Genomic DNA, 18,361 nt, shown 5'->3' with positions numbered 1-18,361 from the left:
CGATTACTCCTGCAAAACGGCCTTACCGATGATGAGCTGCTGCACTTCGGTGGCGCCTTCGTAAATGCGCAGCGAGCGGATGTCGCGGTACAGCGATTCGACCTTGCTGCCCACTTCCACGCCGCGCCCGCCGTGCAGCTGCAGCGCCATGTCAATGACGCGCTGGGCGTTTTCAGTGGCGGTCATCTTCGCCATCGCCGCTTCGGCAGTCACGCGCGCCTGGCCCGTGTCGCGCAGCCAGGCCGCGCGGTAGGTGAGCAGCGCGGCGCTGTCCACCAGCGCGGCCATCTCGCCGATCTTGGCTTGGGTGAGCTGGAAGTCCGCCAGCGTCTGGCCGAACATGCGGCGCTGGCGGGCGTGGTGCACGGCCTCGGCCAGTGCGCGGCGCGCCATGCCCAGGGCCGCGGCGGCCACCGACGCACGAAAAATGTCCAGCGTGCGCATGGCCAGCTTGAAGCCGCCGTTCTCGTCGCCCAGCAGCGCGGTGGCGGGCACGTTGCAGTTGGTGAACTGCAGCGTGGCCAGCGGGTGGGGCGCCATCACATGGATATGGCGCGAGGCGTCCAGGCCCGGCGTGTTCGCATCGACGATGAAGGCGCTGATGCCGCGCGTGCCGCCGCTCGGGTTGGTCTTGGCGAACACGCAGTAGAAGTCGGCGATGCCGCCGTTGCTGATCCAGGTCTTGGTGCCGTTCAAGCAAAAAGTGCCTGTAGCGCTAGTCGAATCTGTGCTGGCAGCTATGGTTTGCATAGCGCCCACATCCGACCCCGCCTCGGGCTCGCTCAGCGCGAACGCAGCAATCAGTTCGCCACGCGCCACGCCTTGCAGGTAGTGCGCCTGCTGCGCGGGGCTGCCCGCCAGCGTGATCGCACCGCTGCCCAGTCCTTGCATCGCAAACGCAAAGTCCGCCAGCGGCGAGTGGTAGGCCAGCGTCTCGCGCAGCAGCACCAGCGCGCGCGAGTCGAGCGCAGGCAGCGCGCCGCCGTGTGCGGCAGGCACGCAGTAGCGCAGCCAGCCGCCCGCGCCCAAGCGCTGCACCCAGTCGCGGCAGGCGGCGCGGTCGTCGGTTTCATCGACCTGCTGTGCGGCAGCCCAGGGCACCAGGCCCTCGGCCAGCGCGCGGTGGGCGTCGTCGAAGAAGGGCAGGGCCAGGTGCGCCGTCGAGGGCGGGCGGGGGGCCGGGGGCGTTGCAACGTGCATGGGTTCAATCTCCCTGGAACACGGGCTTTTGCTTGGCGGCGAACGCTTCGTAGGCGCGGCGGAAGTCTTCGGTCTGCATGCAGATGGCCTGGGCCTGCGCTTCGGCTTCGATGGCCTGCTCGATGGTCATGCTCCACTCCTGGCTCAGCATGGTCTTGGTCATGCCGTGGGCGAAGGTGGGACCGTCGGCCAGCGTGCGCGCCGTGGCCTGCACGTTGGCCAGCAGGTCAGCGCTCTCATACAAATCGTTGAAGAAGCCCCAGGCGAGACCCTCGTGCGCCGTCATCGCGCGGCCGGTGAACAGCAGTTCGCTGGCGCGGCCCTGGCCGATCATGCGCGGCAGCAGTGCGCAGGCGCCCATGTCGGCACCGGCCAGGCCCACGCGGGTGAACAAAAAGGCGGTCTTGGTGGCCTCGGTGCCGTAGCGCATGTCGCAGGCCAGCGCCATCATCGCGCCCGCACCGGCGCAGATGCCGTCGATGGCGCCCAGCACGGGCTGCGGGCAGGCGCGCATGGCTTTCACCAGGTCACCCGTCATGCGCGTGAACTCCAGCAGCTCGGGCATGGTCATGGTGGTGAGCGGGCCGATGATCTCGTGCACGTCGCCGCCCGAGCAGAAGTTGCCGCCCGCACCCGTGACAACGATGGCTTTCACATCGGTGGCAAAGCGCAGCGCGTAGAAGAAGTCGCGCAGCTCGGCATAGCTCTGGAAGGTGAGAGGGTTCTTGCGGTCGGGCCGGTTGAGCGTGACGGTGCCCACGCCAGCATCAAAGCTCCACGCGAAATGCTCGGCCACGTAGCGGGCCTCTGGGTTGAACTGCTCGCGCATGGGGTTGCTCGCCCCGATGTAGTGTTTCATTCGGCTGTCTCCAAAGAATTGTTTTGTGTGTGTTCTTTCACCTTGCCCAGCAGGCGGTACAAGGTGGCGATGTCGCGCTCGCCCAGCGTGGCGAAGGCCTCGACGATCCATTGCTCGTGCTGGCGCGCCATGGTGTTGAACTGCTCGCGGCCTTGCGGCGTGAGGCGCACCAGGTACGCGCGGCGGTCGCCTTCCACGTCCATGCGCTCCACCAGCCCTTCGGCCACGAGCTGGTCGGTGATGCCGGTGATGTTGCCGCTCGTCACCATCATGCGGCGCGAGAGTTCCTTCATCTTCATGCCGTCTGGCGCGCGCTCCAGCTGGGCCATCAGGTCAAAGCGTGGCAAGGTGGTGTCGAACTGCGCGCGCAGGTGGCTGCGCACCTGTTTTTCGATGAGCTGGGTGCAGGTGAGCAGGCGCAGCCACAGGCGCAGGGCCTCGGGGTGTTCACTGGGAGCGGCGCCGTGCAGGCGGGCTTCGAGGTCCATGGCTAGCCTTCTTCCTCGGATGCTCTGTTTTTGGTAGCTGCTTGCGCTTGATTCACTAGCGCTTGTGCCTGCTTTTGCTTGGAAATTTCGCGCAGCATCTGGTCGCGGCCGCTGTGATACTGCACCGGCCAGTCGGTGTGCGCTGCGGCCACGGGGCTCAACTGCGCGGCGGCGTGCAGCGTCCAGGCCGGGTCGGCCAGGTGGGGGCGCGCGATGGCACACAGGTCGGCACGGCCGGCGGCGATGATGCTGTTCGCGTGGTCGGCCTCGGTGATCGCGCCCACCGCCATGGTGGCAATACCCACCTCGTTGCGGATGCGGTCGGCAAACGGCGTCTGGTACATGCGTCCATACACCGGGCGCGAGTCGCGTGTGGTCTGGCCGGAGGACACGTCGATCAGGTCTGCGCCTGCCGCCTTGAACAAGCGCGCAATGGCGATGGCGTCGTCGGCAGTATTTCCGTCAGGGAGCCAGTCGTGCGCAGAGATACGCACGGAGAGCGGCTTGTCGGCCGGCCACACGGCGCGCAGCGCGGTCAGCACCTCCAGCGGGTAGCGGCAGCGGTTCTCCAGGCTGCCGCCGTATGCATCGGTACGCTGGTTGGTGGCGGGGCTCAAAAAGCTGGCGAGCAGGTAGCCGTGGGCGCAGTGCAGCTCCAGCCAGTCAAAGCCGCAGGCCACGGCGCGGCGGGCGCTGTCCGCAAAGGCGGCAGTCACGCGGTCCATGTCGGCGCGGGTCATGGCGGCAGGTGTCTGGTTTTGCGCGCCATAGGCGATGGGGCTGGCGGCCAGCAGGGGCCAGTTGCCCGCCTCCAGCGGCTCGTCCGTGCCCTCCCAGCCCACGCGGGTGGAACCCTTGGGGCCGCTGTGGCCGAGCTGCAGGCCGATCTTGGCCGTGCTGCTGCCGTGCACAAAGTTGACAACGCGCGCAAAGGCGGCTTGCTGTGCGTCGTTCCACAGGCCGGGGCAGGCGGGGGTGATGCGACCCTCGGGTGTGGGGCTGGTCATCTCCACCATCACCAGCGCCGCGCCGCCGAGGGCGCGCGCGCCCAGGTGCACCAGGTGAAAGTCCTGCGGCACGCCCTCGACTGCGCTGTAGGTGGCCATGGGCGAGACAACGATGCGGTTCTTGAGCGTGAGGCCTTTCAAAGTGAACGGCGTGAGCATGGGGGGAATCGCTGCCTTGCCACCCGCGAGCCAGGCCTCATAGCCCTCCAGCCACGCGGCATCGCGCAGCCGCAGGTTCTCGTGACTGATGCGCTGGCTGCGCGTGAGCAGCGAGTACGTGAACTGCTCCACCGGCATGCCGGCGTAGCGCGCCACGTTCTCAAACCACTCGGTGCTGTTGCGCGCGGCGTTCTGGATCTTGAGTACCTCCACGCTGCGGCGCGCCTCGTAGTGCTGCAGCACTTCGTCGATGGGCAGGCCGGTGGCGAACTCGTTGGCGAGGTCGATGGCGTCTTCCAGTGCGAGTTTGGTGCCGCTGCCAATCGAGAAATGCGCCGTGTGCGCTGCGTCGCCCATCAGCACGATGGGCACCTGCTTGCTGTCGATGGCTTCGCGGTGCACCCAGGTGTTGCAGATCACACGCGGAAAACGGATCCAGTTGGCCGAACCGCGCAGGTGCGTGGCGTTGCTGATGAGCGCGTTGCCGTCCAGGTATTGGGCAAACAGCTTTTCGCAGAATGCAATGGCCTCGGGCTGCTCCATCTGGTCCAGGCCGTGGGCCTTCCACACGGCCTCGGGCGTTTCGACGATGAAGGTGGAGGTGTCGGCGTCAAACTGGTAGGCGTGGGCCTGGAACCAGCCATGCTCGGTCTGCTCGAAAGCAAACGTAAAAGCGTCGAACTTTTTCTTGGTGCCCAGCCATACGAAGCGGCACTGGCGCAGATCGATGTCTGGCTGGTAGGTGGCTGCGTAGCGGGTGCGGATGCGGCTGTTGAGGCCGTCGCTGGCGATGACCAGGTCGGCGTTGTACTGCGCAGCCAGCGCCTGGTCGTCGGCCACGTCGGTCTCGAACACCAGCTCCACGCCCACCGCCAGGCACCGGTCCTGCAGGATGTTGAGCAGGCGCTTGCGGCCAATGCCGCAGAAGCCGTGGCCGGTGGAGCGCACGCTGCGCCCCTTGAAGAACACTTCAATATCGTCCCAGTGGTTGAACGCGTCGCCGATCAGGGCTGCCGTGGGCGCGTCGGCCGCCTGCAGGTTGGCCAGCGTCTGGTCCGACAGTACCACCCCCCATCCGAAGGTGTCGAACGGCCGGTTGCGTTCGACCACCGTGACGCGGTGCGCGGGGTTTTGCTGCTTCATGAGCAGGGCGAAGTAGAGACCGGCGGGCCCACCGCCAATGCAGAGGATGTTCATGCCAAAATAGTTTAGGCTTAAACAAAATACTGTCAATGGGGCCTTCCCGGCGAAACCCCTGATGCCATTGCGGGGTGTTGACGCAGTGCAGCAAATTTTTCAAGATGCGCCGCATGAAGCACTTGCTGCACACCTTGGAGGGGCGGCTGGCGGCCTTGCCGGTGCCGATGGCAGTCCAGTTGCCTGCGGGCCAGCAACTGGGCGCGCCCGAGCCCGCCGTCACCTTGCGCTTTCGTGACCGCATGGCACTGGTGGCGCTGGCCACGGGCGAGATCGGCAATGTGGGGGCTGCCATCGTCGAGGGGCGCGTGGCGCTGGAAGGCGGCATGCGCGACCTGATGGCCGCCGCTGCAGGCCTGCTGACCCGCGACCCGGCCCGCGACCAGCACCATGGTTGGTGGCAGAGGGTGCTAGCAAGGGCGCGGTCCATGGCTGCGCATACGCTGGCGCACGACGCGCGCCATGTGCAGTTTCACTACGACCTGTCGGACGACTTCTACGCGCTGTGGCTGGATCCGCGCCGCGTCTACTCGTGCGCCTATTACCGTTCACCGGACCTGACGCTCGCCCAGGCCCAGGAGGCCAAGCTCGACCACATCTGTCGCAAGCTGCAGCTGCAGCCCGGCGACCGGTTCCTGGACATTGGCGCGGGCTGGGGTGGCCTGCTGCTGTGGGCGGCTGAGCACTACGGCGTGGATGCCACGGGCATCACGCTGTCGCGCAACCAGCATGCGCATGTGCAGCGGCGCATTGAAGAGCGTGGGCTGCAGGGGCGCGTGCGCATGCAATTGGTGGATTACCGCGAGCTGCAGGTGGAGCAGCCCTTCGACAAGATCGCGTCGGTGGGCATGTTCGAGCATGTGGGCCGCGCACAGATGCTGCGTTACTTTGAAACCGTGGCCCGCCTGCTGCGCCCGGGCGGGCTGGTGCTGAACCACGGCATCACGGCCGGGGGCGCAGACAACGCGCAGCTGGGCGCAGGCATGGGTGACTTTATCGAGCAGTACATCTTCCCCGGCGGCGAGCTTTTGCATGTGAGCGCGGTGTTGCACGACATGGCGCGCGCGGGCCTGGAGATGGTGGACACCGAGAACCTGCGCCCGCACTATGCGCGCACGCTGTGGGCGTGGTCCGACGGGCTCGAAGCCCGATTGCCTGCAGCCCGTGAGGTGCTGGTCGCACAAGGAGGGGAGGAGCACGGTGATAAGGTCTTGCGTGCGTACCGCCTGTACCTTGCGGGCAGCGCCCTGGGTTTTGAACGTGGCTGGATGGCGCTGCACCAGATGCTGGCCATCAAGCCGGATGGCGACACGGCCAGAGGCCTTTTGCCCGGCGCACAATCGAGCTATCCGTTCACCCGCGACTACATGTATGCGGACCCTGGCAACCTCTTCCGATAGGCCTTGACCATGCTCTACAAATTCAAATCCCGCGCCACCGCCGACCTGATCATGCTCGAACCCCAGGGGCGCCAGATCGTGACCATCATCGGCAAGACACCCGGCGCCAGCGGCATCGTGACCGCTGCCCAGATCCCCGGCGCCATTGCCGCGCTGGAGGCGGCCGTGATCGCCGACGAAGCCCAGCCCGAAGCCCAGGAAAACGATGAGGCCGCGGCTGAAGAAATCAACGAGGCCGTGCGCCTGCGCCAGCGCGCTGCGCCGTTCATCGAGATGCTCAAGCGCAGTGCTGCGGCGGATGTGGATGTGGTGTGGGGTGTGTGACCTGATCGCGAGTGCGTCTGCCGCTAGCGAGCGTTGTTAGCTTGGCTGCATACGTTCGGCTGGCGCCGCAGCCAATGCTCGCGCCACGGCTGATGCGGTGGCGCCAACCATCAATCCACCTTGGCCCCCGACGTCTTCACCACCTGCGCCCACTTCTTGTGCTCGTTGTCGATGTGCTTGGCAAATTCGGCCGGGGTGTTGCCGCCGGGGATGGCGCCTTGTGCCAGCAGCCGCTCCTTCATGGCGGGCGTGGCCAGTGACTTGGCGACTTCCTGCTGGATGCGGTTGACGATGTCGGCGGGTGTGCCCGCCGGGGCCAGCAGGCCGAACCAGGAACTGGCTTCATAGCCCTTGAGTGTGGGGCCGCCCGCCTGCTCCACGGTGGGCACATCGGGCAGTGCGCCCGAGCGCTCGGAGCTGGTCACGGCCAGCGCGGTGAGCTTGCCGGCCTTGATCTGCGCCATGGACGAGGGCAGGTTGTCGAACATCACGTCCGCATTGCCCGCCACCATGTCCATGAGCGCCGGGCCCGAGCCACGGTAGGGCAGGTGCAGCATGAAGGTGCCGGTCATGCTTTTGAACAGCTCGCCAGCCAGATGGATCGATGTGCCGTTGCCGCTGGAGGCCATGTTCATCTTGCCGGGGTTGGCCTTGGCCACCCGGATGAAATCCTGCACGTTGTGAATGCCCTGGGCCTTGGCCTTGTCGGCATTCATCACCATCACATTGGGAACAGCCGCCACCATGGTGATGGGCACAAAGTCCTTGATGGGGTCGTACGGCAGCTTCGCGTACAGCGCACGGTTGATGCCGTGGGTGCCCACGGTGCCCATCAACAGCGTGTAGCCGTCGCCGGGCGACTTGGCGACGATCTCCGCGCCCACATTGCCGCCGGCGCCGGCACGGTTGTCCACGATGAACTGCTGGCCGAAGGCCTTGGACAGCTCGGGCGCCATGGCGCGGGCCAGGATGTCGGTCGTGCCACCGGGCGCAAAGGGCACGACGATGCGCACCGGCTTGGTGGGCCACGCCCCCTGGGCGCGCGCCATGGTGGGCAGCAGCGCCGCCGCGCAGGCCAGTGCCAGCGCACTGGCGGCCAGGGTCAGCGCCTGGCGACGTCGCGCACGAAGTGGGTGCACGGCGACTGTCGCACCGGATGGGCGAGTGGGTGCGTGGGGGGGAGTGCGTGCCATGGAGATCGATCCTTGATGTCGGGGGGAGGAGATAGGTCTGCCCTGGTTCTACGCGCGTTGGCGCAGTGGGGGCAGATGGATAACCCCAATCCTGTCGGCGCATGGGATTTGCCAGGCGCTATGTCTTGCGCATGGTGCGATCAATAACCCGCCACGCACCCACAAAAAAAGCCGCAACGCGGCGGCTTTTTTGGAGGGGCTGGCAGGGCTGCGTTCAGAGCCCTGCCGGGTGCGAAAGCATCAGTCCGCGTAGGTGCCAGCGGCCTTGATGACGGCGCCCCACTTGTCGATCTCAGCCGCCACAAACTTCTTGTGTTCCGGGCCATCGATGCGCTTGTCGGTGATGACCACGGCGCCCAGGGCTTCCTGTTTCTTGATGAACTCAGGGTCCTTCAGCGCGACCTTGAGGGCTTCGTTGATCTTCTTCTGCACATCGGCTGGTGTGCCCTTGGGGGCGTACAGGCCGTGCCAGATGCTCACGTTGAAGTCCTTCAGACCGGATTCGGCCAGGGTGGGCAGGTCCTTGAGCGCAGGCGTGGTCAGGCGCTTGGCGGTGGTCACGGCATAGGCCTTGACCTTCTTGCCTTCGATCTGGCTGGTGGTGTTGGTGGTCTGGTCGCACAGCAGGTCGATCTGGCCGCCGATCAGGTCGGTGATGGCAGGGGCCGTGCCCTTGTAAGGCACATCCGTCATGTCCGTCTGCAGGGCGGACTTGAACATCAGTCCGCACAGGTGCGAGGCCGCGCCCAGGCCCGCGTTGCCCAGGTTGATCTTGCCCTTGTTCTGCTGGATCCAGGCGGTCAACTCCTTGAAGTTGTTGGCGGGCATGGTGGGGCGAGCGATCAGCGTCATGGGCACTTCGTTGACCATGCCCAGGTATTCAAAGTCGTTGGGTACGCTGAACGACAGCTTGCGGTACAGCGCAGGCATGGTGGACATGCCGATGTGGTTGAGCAGCAGCGTGTAGCCATCGGGTGTGGCGCGGGCTACGCGGGCGGCACCGATCGAGCTGCCTGCGCCGGCGGTGTTGTCCACCACAACGGTCGCGCCCAAAGGCTTGCGCAGCGCCTCGGCCAGGTCGCGCGCCACACGGTCGGTGGGGCCACCCGCCGCAAAGGGCACCACCAGGGTGACTGTCTTGTCCTTGGCGGGGAAATCCTGCGCATGGGCGCCAAAGGCGGCCACTGCAGCGGCAGCGACGAGGGCGAGTTTCAGCGTTGTTTTCATGGGTGCTCCTGTAAATGACGGGCCATGATAGCGAGGGGCATTTCCGGCAACATTGCGGATAGTACGTAGCACACAAGCCATATGGTCTTTAAGCCAAAAAGGTCTGTAGCGCAGATATTTATTGGCTTGAATGCTATTCAAAAGATAGCATTTGTAAGGGTAAACACTGCGGTACCCCGGCACGCAAAGTGGACATGTTTTGCGCTGTCGCAAGTGCAGGCGCGATGTCCTGGCCATTGATGTGCATGCACATCTTTTGGGCGCTAGCATGCGTGCCGGCGCTGCCAGCACCGGCTCACGCAGCGCTCCTGCGGCCCCTGCGAGAACGTCAGCGGGCTCTCAGGGGCTACTTGTAGCTGCGCGCGTCTTCGATGACTTTGCCATCGTTGGGCAGTGTGCCCGGGGGCACCATCTGCACCTCGCCGCGCAGCTTGGTCACTTCGCGGATGGCGTCGCTGAGCTGGTGGGCCAGGCCCTCGGCGGTTTCGGTGGTCTCCACCTGCAGCACCATCTGGTCGTTGGCCATCTCGCCGCTGACCACGAGCCGGGCGCGCTGCACCTGTGGAAAGCGCCGCGCGATGGTGGCGATCTGGCCGGGGTGCACGAACATTCCGCGCACCTTGGTGGTCTGGTCGGCCCGGCCCATCCAGCCCTTGATGCGGGTGTTGGTGCGGCCGGTGGGGCACTGGCCCGGCAGCACCGCCGACAGGTCGCCAGTACCAAAGCGGATCAGCGGGTAGTCAGGGTTGAGCGTGGTGATGACCAGCTCGCCCACCTCACCCTCGGGCACGGGGTCGCCCGTGCCGGGACGCACGATCTCGACGATCACGCCTTCATCTAGCACCAGGCCTTCGCGGGCCGAGGTTTCATACGCAATCAGGCCCAGGTCGGCGGTGGCATAGCACTGGTAGCCCGCGATGCCACGCTCGGCAAACCAGTCGCGCAGCGAGGGCGGGAAGGCCTCGCCCGACACCAGGGCCTTGGTGACGGTGGGCAGCGCCACGCCCATCTCTGCAGCCTTCTCGACGATGATTTTCAGAAAACTGGGCGTGCCGATGTAGCCCGCAGGCTTCAGCTCGGCCATGGCCTGCACTTGCTGCTCGGTCTGGCCCGTGCCACCGGGGAAGACAGTGCAGCCCAGCGCGTGGGCGCCGGTCTCCATCATCGAACCCGCAGGCACAAAGTGATAGCTGAAGCTGTTGTGGATCAACTCGCCGCTGCGAAAGCCCGCTGCGTGGATCGCCCGCGCCATGCGCCAGTAGTCGCGACGCGTGCCCTCGGGCTCGTAGATGGTGCCGGGGCTGGCAAAAACCCGGGTCATACCCGGCCCGAAGCCCAGTGCACTGAACCCGCCAAACACGTTGGCCGCGCGGCCTGCCTGCTGGCGCTCCAGCAGCTCGTACTTGCGCGTGACGGGCAGCTGCGCCAGGGCTGCGCGGCCGGTGATGGTGGTGGCATCCACACCAGCCAGGATGCTGGCAAAAGCGGGCGATGCCTTCTGGGCATGGGCGATCTGCTGCGGCAGCGCAGCCATCAGCGCCGCTTCGCGCTCTGCGGGGCTGCGTGTTTCCAGGGCGTCATAGAACGTGCTCATGCCTGGGTTTCCTTGTGAGGTTGTTTGAGTGAAATATGCCTCTAGCGCTTTTCGATCAAGCGTAAGCAGCTATAAATTTAAGAGTGAATTCGTCCGAAGTCTGAAAAGGAGTACAGCCCTGGTCTCCCACGCTGCCGAAGGCCAGCGCCACCGCGCAAGGGCCGCCCCGCCGCGCTGGTGGCGTCCCCCTGAGGGGGATGGCGCGTCAGCGCCTCAGGAGGCTCCCTAAGCCAACCAGCGCTTGCGCCGCTTGTAGCTTTTGACATCCTTGAAACTCTTGCGCTCGCCGCCGCCCACGCCCAGGTAGAACTCCTTGACGTCCTCGTTGTTGGCCAGGTCGCTCGCGGCGCCGTCCATCACCACGCGGCCGCTTTCCATGATGTAGCCGTAGTCCGAATACTTGAGGGCCATGTTGGTGTTCTGCTCGGCCAGCAGGAAGGTGACCTTCTCCTTGGTGTTCAGATCCTTCACGATGTTGAACACCTCCTCCACGATCTGTGGGGCCAGGCCCATGGAGGGCTCGTCCAGCAGCACCATGCTGGGGTTGGCCATGAGCGCGCGGCCGATGGCGCACATCTGCTGCTCGCCGCCCGAGGTGTAGGCCGCCTGCGAGGTACGCCGCGTCTTCAGGCGCGGAAAGTAGTTGTAGACCTTCTCCAGGTTGGCCGCGATTTCGGCCTTGCTGGTGCGGGTGTAGGAGCCTGTCATCAGGTTCTCTTCGATCGTCAGGTGGGCAAAGCAGTGCCGCCCCTCCATCACCTGCACCACGCCACGCTGCACCAGGTCGGCGGGCGACAGGTTCTCGATGCGCTCGCCACGCAGCTCGATGGAGCCCTTGGTGACCGCGCCGCGCTCCCCCTGCAGCAGGTTGGAGATGGCCCGCAGTGTGGTGGTCTTGCCTGCGCCATTGCCGCCCAGAATGGCCACGATGGAGCCCTCGCGCACCTGCAGGGAGACGCCCTTGAGCACCAGGATCACGTGGTTGTAGATGACCTCGATGCCGTTGACGTTGAGAACGATATTGCTGTTGGAGTCCATGGTGTTGCCTTCCTGTACCAATCCAAAGGGTTGTTGCACAACCCTTTGGATTGGCGGCTGCCAAAGAGGCAACCGCTGTTCATTGGCCCTTGAAACGGTCGCTGCCCCGGCCAGTGCCACCGCGCAAGGGCCGCCCCGCCGCGCTGGCGGCGCCCCCCTTCCCGCAGCGCGCAGCGCTAAGAGAGAAGGGGGAAGCGGCAAAGCCGCTCAGGGGGATGTGCTTAGCTCTGGCAATCCGCCGCATCCCGGCGCGTCATCTTCTTGTCGGCCAGGTACTTGTCCGCACCGGCCTTGACCATGGGCTTGAGGATCTGCTCATCGGCCTGGTACCAGTCGGACGAGAAGTTCCACTTGCTGCCATCCCAGGTGTGCACGCGCGCCCAGGTGGAGCCCATGTGGTCGGCGCAGCTGGTGGACAGCGGACGCATCACGCCGCCAAAGCCCAGCGCGTCCAGCTTCTTCTGGTCCAGGGCCAGGTTTTCCATGCCCCAGCGCACTTGTTCGCCAGTCATGACCTTGCCCTTGCCAAAACGCTCCTGCGCGCGGCGCACCGATTCGACGGCCAGCATCTGGATGATCACGCCACGGGTGTACAGCACCGAGCCCACTTCGTCCTTGGGTCCCGTGCCCTGGCCCTTGTCGTGCACGTTCTTCAGGATGTCCTGGATCACTTTGGGCTGCTGGCCCGAGGTGTTCAGGGCCAGCGCGTTGTAGCCCTTGGCGCCTTCACCCACGTCACGCACATCGGGCTCGGCACCAGCCCACCACACGCCGTACATCTTGTCGCGGGGGTAGCCAGTGGCCTGGGCTTCCTTCAGGGCGGTGGAGTTCATCACGCCCCAGCCCCACAGCAGCACGTAGTCGGGGCGGCTCTGGCGCACTTGCAGCCAGGTGGCCTTCTGCTCCACGCCAGGGGCTGTCACAGGCAGCATCTGCAGCTCAAAGCCGTGCATCTTGGCGCGCTCTTGCAGCAGCGGGATAGGCTCCTTGCCGAACGGGCTGTCGTGGTACACCAGCGCAATCTTCTTGCCCTTGAGCTTGTCCAGACCGCCGTTGGCCTTGCCAATGTGCTGGATCAGGATGTCGGCGCCGGTCCAGTAGCTGCCCATGAATGGGAAGTTCCACTTGAACGCCTGGCCGTCCTGCGCCACCGACAGGCCGTAGCCCAGTGTCATCAGCGGAATCTTGTCCACGGGGGCTTTTTCGGTCAGCGCAAAGGTGATGCCGGTGGCCTGGGGGTCGAACAGCGATACGCCGGGGCGGCTCTTGAGGCGCTCGTAGCATTCGACGCCACGGTCCGTGGCGTAGCCCGTTTCACATTCTTCAAAAGTCAGCTTCACACCATTGATGCCGCCGTCGCGGGCATTGATCATCTTGATGTAATCCTGCTTGCCGTTGGCCCACGGCACGCCGTTGGGCGCATAGGGGCCTGTGCGGTACGACAGCAGCGGGAAGAACTGCTCCTTGGCTTGTGCGAAAGCGCTCGTCGCGATGGACGATGCACCGGCAGCAACCACCGCAGCGGCGATCACGATTTTCGAAAGCTTCATGGATGTCTCCTTTGGATGAATGTGTTGAAGCACGGGAAAAAACAGGACAGATAGACAGTTAACGCGGCAATGCGACAGGCACGTATCGGGACTTGCGAGTAAGGGGTTTCCTGCAATGCCGTCCGGTCAATGGGGGAAGGGCCACAGGCGCAGCTTCTGCTTGGCGGTGGACCACAGCTTGGCCAGGCCGTGGGGCTCGACGATGAGGAACCACACGATCAGCGCACCGAAGATCATCAGCTCGGCATGCGAGACGCCCGCCGTGGACACCTCGATGCCAAAGAGCCCCATGAAGGCCGGCAGGAACTGGTTGAGCACGATGGGCAGCACCACGATGAAGGCCGCACCAAAGAAGCCACCCATGATCGAGCCCAGCCCGCCGATGATCACCATGAACAAGAGGCGGAACGATATTTCCACCGAGAAGGCTGCTGGCTCCCACGCGCCCAGGTGCACAAAGGCCCACAGTGCACCGGCCATGCCCACGATGAACGAGCTGACCGCGAACGCGCTGAGCTTGGCGTACATGGGGCGGATGCCGATCACGGCGGCGGCCACGTCCATGTCGCGAATCGCCATCCACTCGCGGCCAATGGCACCACGCACCAGGTTCTTGGCCAGCAGGGCCACGATGACCAGCAACGCCAGGCAGAAAAGGTATTTGCTGGTGGCGCTTTCGATGGGCATGCCCAGCACCTGCAGGTTGTTGACCGACACCGAGCCCGAGTCGGAGTTGTTGGTGAACCACTTGATGCGCAGGAACATCCAGTCGCTGAAGAACTGCGCGGCCAGCGTCGCCACGGCCAGATACAGCCCCTTGACGCGCAGGCTGGGCAGCCCGAACAGGATGCCGAAGAACGTGGCGCACAGGCCGCCCAGGATCAGTGCAGGGATCAGCGGCATGCCTGGAAAGCGCACGAAGAAGTTGTAGGCGCCGTAGGCTCCCACGGCCATGAAGGCGCCCGAGCCCAGCGAGATCTGCCCGCAGTAGCCCACCAGGATGTTCACCCCCAGGGCCGCCAGCGCCATGATGACGAAGGGGATCAGGATGGCGCGGAAGATGTAGTCGCTGGCCAGCATGGGCACGGCGATGAAGGCGATGGCCAGGATGATGCCGATGGCAATGCGGTCCTGTGCGATCGGGAAGATCTGCTGGTCGGCGCGGTAGCTCGTCTTGAACTGGCCGTTTTCGCGGTAGAGCATGGTGTGTCTCCTGTGTTCTTGTTGTTATGGGTTACACGCGGTCAATGATCTTCTCCCCGAACAGACCTTGAGGCCTGAACAGAAGGAACACCAACGCCAGCACATACGCAAACCAGATCTCGATGCCGCCGCCCACGAAGGGGCCCAGGTACACCTCGGAGAGCTTCTCGCCCACGCCGATGATCAGCCCGCCGATGATGGCGCCGGGCACCGAGGTGAGGCCGCCCAGGATCACCACGGGCAGCGCACGCAGCGCCACCGTGGTCAGTGAGAACTGCACACCCAGCTTGCTGCCCCAGATCATCCCGGCCACCAGGGCCACGACACCGGCCACGCACCACACGATCACCCAGATGCGGTTGAGCGGAATGCCGATGGACTGGGCGGCCTGGTGGTCGTCGGCCACGGCGCGCAGCGCGCGGCCGGTGGAGGTCTTCTGGAAGAACACCGACAGCAGGGCCACCAGCGCAGCGGCAATGGCGGCGGCAATCACGTCTTCCTTATTGATCAGGATGCCGCCCTGAAAGAGGCTGTCGAGCATGAAGATCGGCTCCTTGGGCATGCCCACATCGATCTTGTAGATGTCGCTGCCGAACAGCGTCTGGCCCAGGCCTTCCATGAAGTAGGTAATGCCCAGCGTGGCCATGAGCAGCGTGGCACCCTCCTGGTTCACGAGGTGGCGCAGCACCAGTTTTTCAATCAGCCAGGCCACCACAAACATGATGGCGCCTGCGATCACAAAGGCCGCCAGGTTGGCCACGATGGGGCTGCTGATGCCCGTCCACTTGGGGATCCACTCGGCAAAACGGGCCATGGCCAGCGCTGCGAACAGCACCATGGCGCCCTGCGCAAAGTTGAACACGCCCGAGGCCTTGTAGATCAGCACAAAGCCCAACGCCACCAGCGAATACAGCATGCCGGCCATCAGGCCGCCGATCAGTGTTTCAAGAAAGAATGCCATGTTGTCTTCTCCTGATCAGTGCGAGGTGCCGAGATAGGCACTGATCACGTCTTCGTTGCTGCGCACTTCGTCGGGGCTGCCGTCGCCGATCTTCTTGCCGTAGTCCAGCACCACCACACGGTCGCTGATGTCCATCACCACGCCCATGTCGTGTTCGATCAGCACGATGGTGGTGCCGAACTCGTCATTCACGTCCAGGATGAAGCGGCACATGTCCTGCTTTTCTTCCACGTTCATGCCGGCCATGGGCTCGTCCAGCAGCAGCACCTGCGGCTCCATGGCCAGGGCGCGGCCCAGGTCCACGCGCTTTTGCAGGCCGTAGGGCAGCTGGCCCACGGGTGTCTTGCGGTAGGCCTGGATTTCCAGGAAGTCGATGATGTGCTCGACGTATTCGCGGTGGCGGATTTCCTCGCGCTCGGCCGGGCCGATGCGCAGCGCCTGCATCAGCAGGTTGCTTTTGATCTTGAGGTTGCGGCCGGTCATGATGTTGTCGATCACGCTCATGCCCTTGAACAGCGCCAGGTTCTGGAACGTGCGCGCCACGCCCATCTCGGCCACCTGGCGCGAGTTCATGTGGTCAAACGTCTTGCCCCGGAAGGTGATGGAGCCCTCGGACGGCGTGTACACGCCGTTGATGCAGTTGAGCATGGAGCTTTTGCCTGCGCCGTTGGGGCCGATGATGGCGCGGATCTCATGCTCCTTGACATTGAAGGAGATGTCGGTGAGCGCCTTCACGCCGCCAAACCGGAGGCTGATGTTCTTGACGTCGAGGATGACGTCGCCGATCTTTTTAGTGGTCATGGTGGGGGGCTTCTCCAGCGGGTAGAGCGCGGGCTTCATGCGGCACTCTTCACAGGCGCAAATGTCTTCGTGTCCGACAGCTTGAGCGTGGCGCTCACGCTGCCGGTGCGGCCGTCCTCGAACTTGACCTGGGTCTCGATGTACTGCTCGGTGCGGCCTGCGTACAGCGCATCCACCAGCACGCCGTACTTGTCGGCAATGAAGCCCCGGCGGACCTTGTTGGTGCGGGTGAGTTCGCCGTCGTCGGCGTCCAGCTCCTTGTGCAGCACCAGGAAGCGGCTCACCTGGCTGCCAGCCAGCATGGTGTCGGTGGCCAGGTCTGCGTTGACCTTCTCGATGCACTCGCGGATCAGTTCGTACACCTCGGGTTTTTGGGCCAGGTCGGTGTAGCCAGCGTAGGGCAGGTTGCGGCGCTCGGCCCAGTTGCCCACGGCGTCGAAGTCGATGTTGACCATCACGCAGACCTTCTCACGCTTGTCGCCCAGGGCCACCACCTCCTTGATGTGCGGGAAGAACTTGAGCTTGTTCTCCACGTACTTGGGCGCAAACATGGCGCCGTCGTTGGCGCCGCCCATGATGCGGCCCACGTCCTTGACGCGGTCGATGATCTTGAGGTGGCCGTGGGCGTCCAGAAAGCCTGCATCGCTGGTGTGGTACCAGCCGTCGGCCGTCAGCACCTCGGCCGTGGCGGCCGGGTTCTTGTAGTACTCCTTGAGCAGCCCGGCCGACTTGACCAGGATCTCGCCGTTGTCGGCCACCTTGATTTCCACACCGCGAATTGGCACGCCCACCGTGTCGGCGCGCGCCTGGTTGTCGGGCTGCAGGCACACGAACACGGCGGTTTCGGTGGAGCCGTACAGCTGCTTCAAGTTGATGCCGATGGAGCGGTAGAAGGTGAACAGGTCGGGCCCGATGGCCTCGCCCGCCGTGTAGGCCACGCGCACGCGGCTGAAACCGAGGTTGTTGCGCAGCGGGCCGTACACCAGCACATTGCCCAATGCGTACTTGATGCGGTCGAGGGTGCCCACGGGCTCGCCATCCATGAGGGCGGGGCCCACGCGTTTGGCGACGCGCATGCAGGCCTCGAACATCTTGCGCTTCAAGGCGCCCGCGTCTTCCATGCGGATCATCACGCTGGTGAGCAGACCTTCAAAGATGCGCGGTGGCGCAAAGTAGTAGGTGGGGCCCACTTCCTTCAGATCGATGGTCACCGTGCTGGCCGACTCGGGGCAGTTGACCACGTAGCCGCAGGCCAGCCACTGGGCATAGCTGAAGATGTTCTGGCCGATCCAGGCGGGTGGCAGGTAGGCCAGCACTTCTTCGCTGCTGGTGAGCTTGTCGAACTCGGCGCCCGCGCTGGCGCGGTCCAGCAGCGTGCTGTGGGTGTGGACCACGCCCTTGGGGTTGCCCGTGGTGCCGGAGGTGAAGAACATTGCAGCCACGTCGCCGGGCTGGGCTTTGGCCACCTCGGCCTTGAACCAGCCGGGGTTCTTTGCTGCAAAGGCCTTGCCGGACTCGATCAGGGCATCCAGCGATGCCAGGCCGGGCTCCGAGTAGTTGCGCAGGCCGCGGGGGTCGTCAAAGAAGATGTTGGAGATCTGCGGGCATTGCTCGCGGATTTCGAGCAGCTTGTCCACCTGCTCCTGGTCTTCCACCAGGCAAAAGCGCACCTCGGCGTTGTTGAGCGGGAAGATGCACTCGGCGGCCACCGCGTCCTGGTACAGCGGCACGGGGATGGCGCCCAGCGACTGGGCGGCCAGCATGGTGGCGTACAGGCGGGGGCGATTTGCGCCCACCACCACCATGTGCTCATGGCGCTTCAGGCCCGCCAGGTGCAGGCCGGCCGCTACCTGTTCCACCATGCGCACCAGGTCGGCCCAGCTGTGGGTTTGCCAGATGCCATATTCTTTTTCGCGCAGGGCCGGGGCATTGGGGCGCTCGGCGGCATGCTTGAGCAGCAGTTGCGGGAACGTGGTCAACATTGCAGGTTCCTGAAAGTGAGAAGGTGTCAGCCCGGTGACTGCCGGGCGCGCAAGCTTGTGATTGCGCGATGGGGGAATGCTAGGACCCACTTTGACGTCATCTTGTCTTGCCGACGACAATTTAGGGGTAACTCCCGGGTGGGTAAAACCCTGCCCACGGGCGGGCGGTATCCTCCGG

At 64.8% G+C, this 18,361-nt stretch carries 15 protein-coding genes; 2 read left to right on the top strand and 13 right to left on the bottom strand.

The window, feature by feature from the left end:
• Positions 1–3 precede the first annotated feature (3 nt).
• Genes ASC83_RS06830 through ASC83_RS06815 form a run of 4 tightly spaced genes read right to left on the bottom strand, consistent with a single transcriptional unit; the run spans position 4 to position 4,910 of the window.
• Positions 4–1,200: an acyl-CoA dehydrogenase family protein gene (locus ASC83_RS06830; RefSeq protein ID WP_056059727.1), complete on the bottom strand. Its 1,197-nt coding sequence runs from the start codon at positions 1,198–1,200 to the stop codon at positions 4–6.
• Positions 1,201–1,204: 4 nt separating this feature from the next.
• Positions 1,205–2,059 carry an enoyl-CoA hydratase family protein gene (locus ASC83_RS06825; RefSeq protein WP_056059725.1) on the bottom strand — a complete coding sequence of 285 codons (855 nt, stop codon included), beginning with the start codon at positions 2,057–2,059 and terminating at the stop codon, positions 1,205–1,207.
• Positions 2,056–2,547 (bottom strand): MarR family winged helix-turn-helix transcriptional regulator, encoded by a 492-nt coding sequence (locus tag ASC83_RS06820; RefSeq protein WP_056059723.1) that lies wholly within the window; start codon positions 2,545–2,547, stop codon positions 2,056–2,058. Before ASC83_RS06820 ends, ASC83_RS06825 begins: the two co-directional genes overlap by 4 nt.
• A 2-nt stretch (positions 2,548–2,549) precedes the next feature.
• Complete coding sequence (locus ASC83_RS06815) at positions 2,550–4,910, bottom strand: bifunctional salicylyl-CoA 5-hydroxylase/oxidoreductase (protein WP_056059722.1); 2,361 nt, start codon at positions 4,908–4,910, stop codon at positions 2,550–2,552.
• Positions 4,911–5,023: 113 nt separating this feature from the next.
• On the opposite strand from ASC83_RS06815, the gene ASC83_RS06810 reads away from it, so the two are divergent.
• Both ASC83_RS06810 and ASC83_RS06805 read left to right on the top strand, forming a co-directional pair.
• On the top strand, positions 5,024–6,310 hold the full coding sequence (locus tag ASC83_RS06810; protein WP_056060070.1) for a class I SAM-dependent methyltransferase: 1,287 nt from the start codon (positions 5,024–5,026) through the stop codon (positions 6,308–6,310).
• Between the two features lie 9 nt (positions 6,311–6,319).
• Positions 6,320–6,634, top strand: a complete 315-nt coding sequence (locus tag ASC83_RS06805; RefSeq protein ID WP_056059719.1) for a DUF1840 domain-containing protein — start codon at positions 6,320–6,322, stop codon at positions 6,632–6,634.
• A gap of 110 nt (positions 6,635–6,744) precedes the next feature.
• Here the strand turns inward: ASC83_RS06805 and ASC83_RS06800 are convergent, their stop codons facing one another.
• The 9 genes from ASC83_RS06800 to ASC83_RS06760 form a co-directional block, all read right to left on the bottom strand.
• Positions 6,745–7,827 carry a tripartite tricarboxylate transporter substrate binding protein gene (locus tag ASC83_RS06800; protein WP_342212237.1) on the bottom strand — a complete coding sequence of 361 codons (1,083 nt, stop codon included), beginning with the start codon at positions 7,825–7,827 and terminating at the stop codon, positions 6,745–6,747.
• A gap of 240 nt (positions 7,828–8,067) precedes the next feature.
• On the bottom strand, positions 8,068–9,054 hold the full coding sequence (locus ASC83_RS06795; RefSeq protein WP_056059714.1) for a tripartite tricarboxylate transporter substrate-binding protein: 987 nt from the start codon (positions 9,052–9,054) through the stop codon (positions 8,068–8,070).
• 346 nt (positions 9,055–9,400) lie between these two features.
• A complete protein-coding gene (locus ASC83_RS06790) occupies positions 9,401–10,648 on the bottom strand; it encodes a phenylacetate--CoA ligase family protein (RefSeq protein WP_056059711.1) in 1,248 nt (415 codons plus the stop codon).
• A gap of 225 nt (positions 10,649–10,873) precedes the next feature.
• A complete protein-coding gene (locus ASC83_RS06785) occupies positions 10,874–11,686 on the bottom strand; it encodes an ABC transporter ATP-binding protein (RefSeq protein WP_056060067.1) in 813 nt (270 codons plus the stop codon).
• A gap of 221 nt (positions 11,687–11,907) precedes the next feature.
• Positions 11,908–13,236, bottom strand: coding sequence for an ABC transporter substrate-binding protein (locus tag ASC83_RS06780; RefSeq protein WP_056059709.1), 1,329 nt, complete (start codon positions 13,234–13,236; stop codon positions 11,908–11,910).
• Between the two features lie 126 nt (positions 13,237–13,362).
• A complete protein-coding gene (locus tag ASC83_RS06775; protein WP_056059708.1) occupies positions 13,363–14,439 on the bottom strand; it encodes a branched-chain amino acid ABC transporter permease in 1,077 nt (358 codons plus the stop codon).
• Between the two features lie 31 nt (positions 14,440–14,470).
• Positions 14,471–15,400, bottom strand: a complete 930-nt coding sequence (locus tag ASC83_RS06770) for a branched-chain amino acid ABC transporter permease (RefSeq protein ID WP_056059706.1) — start codon at positions 15,398–15,400, stop codon at positions 14,471–14,473.
• 15 nt (positions 15,401–15,415) lie between these two features.
• Positions 15,416–16,201 carry an ABC transporter ATP-binding protein gene (locus tag ASC83_RS06765; RefSeq protein ID WP_056060064.1) on the bottom strand — a complete coding sequence of 262 codons (786 nt, stop codon included), beginning with the start codon at positions 16,199–16,201 and terminating at the stop codon, positions 15,416–15,418.
• Positions 16,202–16,236: 35 nt separating this feature from the next.
• On the bottom strand, positions 16,237–18,183 hold the full coding sequence (locus ASC83_RS06760) for a long-chain fatty acid--CoA ligase (RefSeq protein ID WP_056059704.1): 1,947 nt from the start codon (positions 18,181–18,183) through the stop codon (positions 16,237–16,239).
• Positions 18,184–18,361: the final 178 nt, after the last annotated feature.

This window comes from Acidovorax sp. Root402, assembly GCF_001425125.1.
Lineage (GTDB): Bacteria > Pseudomonadota > Gammaproteobacteria > Burkholderiales > Burkholderiaceae_C > Acidovorax > Acidovorax delafieldii.
This window is presented reverse-complemented; position numbering and strand designations above follow the sequence as displayed.

Coding starts and splice junctions, on each gene's coding strand:
- ASC83_RS06785 (WP_056060067.1), bottom strand. CDS start 11,686: ATGGACTCCAACAGCAATATCGTTCTCAACGTCAACGGCATCGAGGTC.
- ASC83_RS06770 (WP_056059706.1), bottom strand. CDS start 15,400: ATGGCATTCTTTCTTGAAACACTGATCGGCGGCCTGATGGCCGGCATG.
- ASC83_RS06775 (WP_056059708.1), bottom strand. CDS start 14,439: ATGCTCTACCGCGAAAACGGCCAGTTCAAGACGAGCTACCGCGCCGAC.
- ASC83_RS06820 (WP_056059723.1), bottom strand. CDS start 2,547: ATGGACCTCGAAGCCCGCCTGCACGGCGCCGCTCCCAGTGAACACCCC.
- ASC83_RS06790 (WP_056059711.1), bottom strand. CDS start 10,648: ATGAGCACGTTCTATGACGCCCTGGAAACACGCAGCCCCGCAGAGCGC.
- ASC83_RS06795 (WP_056059714.1), bottom strand. CDS start 9,054: ATGAAAACAACGCTGAAACTCGCCCTCGTCGCTGCCGCTGCAGTGGCC.
- ASC83_RS06765 (WP_056060064.1), bottom strand. CDS start 16,201: ATGACCACTAAAAAGATCGGCGACGTCATCCTCGACGTCAAGAACATC.
- ASC83_RS06830 (WP_056059727.1), bottom strand. CDS start 1,200: ATGCACGTTGCAACGCCCCCGGCCCCCCGCCCGCCCTCGACGGCGCAC.
- ASC83_RS06780 (WP_056059709.1), bottom strand. CDS start 13,236: ATGAAGCTTTCGAAAATCGTGATCGCCGCTGCGGTGGTTGCTGCCGGT.
- ASC83_RS06815 (WP_056059722.1), bottom strand. CDS start 4,910: ATGAACATCCTCTGCATTGGCGGTGGGCCCGCCGGTCTCTACTTCGCC.
- ASC83_RS06805 (WP_056059719.1), top strand. CDS start 6,320: ATGCTCTACAAATTCAAATCCCGCGCCACCGCCGACCTGATCATGCTC.
- ASC83_RS06825 (WP_056059725.1), bottom strand. CDS start 2,059: ATGAAACACTACATCGGGGCGAGCAACCCCATGCGCGAGCAGTTCAAC.
- ASC83_RS06760 (WP_056059704.1), bottom strand. CDS start 18,183: ATGTTGACCACGTTCCCGCAACTGCTGCTCAAGCATGCCGCCGAGCGC.
- ASC83_RS06810 (WP_056060070.1), top strand. CDS start 5,024: ATGAAGCACTTGCTGCACACCTTGGAGGGGCGGCTGGCGGCCTTGCCG.
- ASC83_RS06800 (WP_342212237.1), bottom strand. CDS start 7,827: ATGGCACGCACTCCCCCCCACGCACCCACTCGCCCATCCGGTGCGACA.